Origin of the sequence: Amycolatopsis sp. NPDC059027 (genome assembly GCF_042739735.1) — a bacterium.
Taxonomy (GTDB): domain Bacteria; phylum Actinomycetota; class Actinomycetes; order Mycobacteriales; family Pseudonocardiaceae; genus Amycolatopsis.
On sequence record NZ_JBHYIK010000048.1, the window covers coordinates 1 to 3,931 of the forward strand.

The window sequence follows — 3,931 nt, forward strand, 5'->3', positions numbered from 1 at the left end:
CCGTTCGGCCGCGTGGCGCGTCTGGCGCCCCCGCCGCGGGGGGGCCCGCGGCGGCCCCCGCGGGGGGGGGGGGGGGGGGGGGGGGGGCCCGGGGGGGCCCCCCCCCCCCCCACACCGCGCAGAACGCGCTCCCGCCCACTTCGCCTTCGGCGTCCATGGTGGTAATCGCGTTCTGCGTGGGTCCGGTGCGGGGATCAGAGGTGCATGCTCGAGCCGAGGCTGTCCAGCGCCTTGCTGACCATCGCCTGGGCGTTGGCGTTCAGAGTGGAGTTCGTACCGTTCACGACCCAGTCCGAGCCGGAGAAGATCACCACGGTCACGCCGTTGTCGACACCGCCGTCGGTGCCGCTGCTGTTGATGCCGAGCAGCGACGCCGCCTTCACCGACGCTTCACCCAGTTCACGGGAGTCGTTGTCCGAGGTGTCCTGGTCGTTCGCGGTCTGCGTGTCGCCGAAGATCGCGCCGATGACCTTGCTCTTGTAGAACATCAGCGCGAACTGCCTGCCCTTGATGCCGTGCTCCTTGTAGAAGAAGTGCGGACAGGGGCTCTTCTTGTCGTAGCAGTCGTCGCCGAGCACGTAGAACGGCACGTGGTGCGCGCCAAGGGACTTCCCGTTGCTGTCCTTGAACGTCGTGGTGCCCTGGTGGTCCGGATCGGGGTCGGGGTCGCTGCCGTCGGTGTCGACCGCCAGGCCGGAACCGTAGGCGTAGACGCCCTTCACCACCTGGTACACGTTCACGTTCTTGGCCCGTGTCATGGTGTTGATGTGCGGTTTGCTGTTGACCTTGTTCGCGTCCGTGCTGTTCTTCTTGACGCCGGCCAGCACCTGAGCGGCCGTGTACGACGGGGCCGCCGCGGCGCTGGTGTTCGTCGTGGCTGCGTCGGCGGACTTGACAGCGAGCGGCGCGGCGAGCGCCAGAGCAGCGCCTACCACCGCGAAACGCCTTCGGGAGGATGACATCACCGGGCGACCTCCAGCATATGTTAGGAAAACTTCCTAACATATGGAACCACCCATGACCGCCCCGTGTCACGAGCTCGACTCGAGAAAGTTCAAGGCCGCCGCCCCGGATTCCGACCATCGGGACAGCTCCCGCTGATCGGAACGCAGGCGGGTCCAATTTGGACCGCGAGCAGTAGGCGCGGGGTGAGTAGCCACTGTTCCCGATGTTCGCCTCCTGCGGCGGGGACGTGCGTTGTGGACAACGCCTGTCCCCGCCGTATCCCGGCCGGTGCGCCCTACTCCGGCGCCTGGAAGCCGCCGATCTTCCGCTCGAGCAGTTCGGCCAGCCGCAGCGGGGTGCGGTCCTCGAACATCGGACCGATGAGCTGTACTCCGACCGGCAGTCCCTCGGGCGACCGGCTCGCGGGTATGGCGGTGGCCGGAAGGCCGGGCATGGTGGCCAGGCCGGCCCAGACGAGCTGGTCGAAGTAGGGGTACTCGACGCCGTCGATGTCGATGCGCCGTTCCATCGGATTGGGGTGGTGGTCGTGCGGGAACGCGGGCGTCGGCGTGATCGGGCACACCACGGCGTCGAACTCGGCGAACAGCCGCCGCCAGCCGTGGCGGTGGAGTTCGCGGCCGTTGTTCGCCTCGATCCACTCGCGGTGGCTGAACATCATGGCGCGCAGACGCGCGGCGTCGAGACTCCGGTCGTCCGCGCTCAGTCCGGCGACGTGGAGCCGCAACTGCTCTTGCGATTCGATGGGAAACCGCGCGACGGAGCCCGAAATCAGCAACTGCATGTAGAGCGTCGCGGCCTCGGCCAGATCGGGCAGCAGCGGACTGCGCCGTTCGACGTGGGCGCCGCCGTCGACGAGCGCGCCGGCCACCCGGTTCACGCCCGCCCGCACAGCGGCCCCGGTCGGAACGAACGGATGCTCGTCGAGGACCAGGACCCGGAAGTCGCGGAGCCGGTCGTGGCGGGCGGGCGGCAGCGCCAGCCGGTGCGCCACGCCGAGTGTCAGCGGGTCCGGCCCCGCCATGACGTCGAGCAGGAGCGCGAGGTCGCGGGCGGTGCGCGCCATCGGACCGACGACGGCGAGGTCGAGGTCGACCGGCAATGCCGGCATGGCCGGCGGGACCATACCGCGGTTCGCCACCAGCCCGAGTGTCGGCTTGTGCGCGTAGACGCCGCAGAAATGCGCGGGGGTGCGCAGCGAACCGGCGATGTCGGAGCCGATGGACAACGCGCCGAACCCGCACGCCAGCGCCGCCGCCGACCCGCCGGAGGATCCGCCCGACGTGCGACCGTGATCCCACGGGTTGTTGGTGGTGCCGTAGATCTCGTTGAAGCTCTGGATGTCCTGCAGCCCCAAGGGCACATTGGTCTTACCGAGCACCACCGCGCCCGCGGCCTTGAGCCGCGAGACCTGTACCGCGTCCTCGGCAGGCACGAAGTCCCGGTGCGGCGGCATGCCCCAGGTCGTGGGCAGCCCGGCGACGTTGTAGCACTCCTTGACCGTCACCGGAACACCGAGCAGTGGCCGATCCTCGCCGCGGGCGCGCGCCTGGTCGGCCTCCCGCGCGGCGGCCCGCGCACGGTCGAAGTCCGGCACGCAGATCGCGTTGATCACTTTGTCGTCCCGCTCGATACGAGCGATCGCCTCGTCGGTCAGTTCCACCGAGGTCACCTCACCGGCACGCAACGCGGCCGCGAGCTCTTCCGCCGTCCGAAAATTCCACTCCATGAATCCGACGCTATCGGCCTGCCACAGCGGACATAAAACGCCGGTTCACGCAACAGGGAGGCCGAACGGGCCGTCTTCGCCGGCGAAGTCGCGCACTCGCTCCCCCACCGAAGGCGGCCCACCGCAGGTCACAGCGCCGACAGCGGGAAACTCCGCCCGCACAGGCCATGGAATACCGCGTCGTGCAACAGGATGGATGTCTCAATTCCTGCCCACTGACCGTTGATTTTCCCGATCACCCATGGGGCCTTTCCCTGCACATTGTTGCCGACGGGCAATAGCCGTCCTGTTTCGCACTGTCCACACCGTGCACGCTCCCACGCTCCAGTTCGATCAGCCGGACATGTCCTGGGAGCTCGACGGCAACCAGTCCCAGGCCCGAGCGGCCCTTCTCGAACAATTGACCCAGCCACACCACTTCGTGGCCGGCGCCCACCTCGACTCGCCCGGCATCGCCCGCGTAACCCCGTCCGGCGATGGTTATGCGCTGGAGTACCTCGCACCACCGATCGGCTGATCGAGCCTGTCGGATGGCGCCAGGTGCGTGACGGCGCAGCGGCGGAACTCCGAGACGAGGGGCTCGTTGTCGTCGGCGCGCGTCGCCAGTACGACGTGGCTGGGCTCGACGCCGCGCAAGGGGACCAGCGTGAGGTCGGGCCGGACGGTTTGAGCGTGGCTGAGGAACGTGACGGCGACGGCGTCACCGGCCGCGACGAACTCCCACGTGTCGTCGAGGGCGTTCATCGCGGGTCCCTTGGGCGCGGGGCGTCCGTCCGGGCGCGGTTCCAGCCGCCAGAAGGCCGCGCACGCGGGATCGGTTCCGGGAACCCAGGGCAGCGGCTCGTCGGCGATGTCCTCGAGGGTGAGGAACGGCCGCGCGGCCAGCCGGTGGTCGCGGCGGACCACCACCGCTCGCGGCTCGTCGTAGAGGTGCGTGACCCGCAGGCCGTCGTCCGGGAACGGCAGCCGTGCCACCACGGCGTCGACCTGGCGGTCGAGCAGGCCTTCGGCGGGCCGGCACCAGCCGAGGTGCACCGTCCGCACCTCGGCTTCCGGGCGCCGGCGGCGTAGCGCGCTGGTGGCTGGGGTGACGATGAGACCTCCGGAGTAACCGACGGTCAACCGGCCGGGTGCCGCCGTCGCGGGGGGGCGCGGGGCCGCGGCGCCCACCGGCACGCGCACGGGGGGGGGACATCTGCGGTCGGATAGAGCGCGCTGACAGAGGGCGGGGGGGCCGGG

At 69.9% G+C, this 3,931-nt stretch carries 4 protein-coding genes; 1 reads left to right on the forward strand and 3 read right to left on the reverse strand.

The genetic code is table 11. The annotated features are described in order from the left end of the window. Positions 1–194: 194 nt before the first annotated feature. Together ACFWY9_RS29210 and ACFWY9_RS29215 are read right to left on the reverse strand one after the other, a co-directional pair. Positions 195–935, reverse strand: coding sequence for a glycoside hydrolase family 75 protein (locus ACFWY9_RS29210; protein ID WP_378323741.1), 741 nt, complete (start codon positions 933–935; stop codon positions 195–197). A gap of 305 nt (positions 936–1,240) precedes the next feature. Beyond that, complete coding sequence (locus ACFWY9_RS29215; RefSeq protein ID WP_378323742.1) at positions 1,241–2,692, reverse strand: amidase; 1,452 nt, start codon at positions 2,690–2,692, stop codon at positions 1,241–1,243. 307 nt (positions 2,693–2,999) lie between these two features. On the opposite strand from ACFWY9_RS29215, the gene ACFWY9_RS29220 reads away from it, so the two are divergent. Next, positions 3,000–3,209, forward strand: a complete 210-nt coding sequence (locus ACFWY9_RS29220) for a hypothetical protein (RefSeq protein ID WP_378323744.1) — start codon at positions 3,000–3,002, stop codon at positions 3,207–3,209. Here ACFWY9_RS29220 and ACFWY9_RS29225 read toward each other — a convergent pair. After that, on the reverse strand, positions 3,173–3,874 hold the full coding sequence (locus ACFWY9_RS29225; protein WP_378340398.1) for a LysR family substrate-binding domain-containing protein: 702 nt from the start codon (positions 3,872–3,874) through the stop codon (positions 3,173–3,175). The two genes, ACFWY9_RS29220 and ACFWY9_RS29225, sit on opposite strands and share 37 nt — an antisense overlap. Between the last annotated feature and the right edge of the window lie 57 nt (positions 3,875–3,931).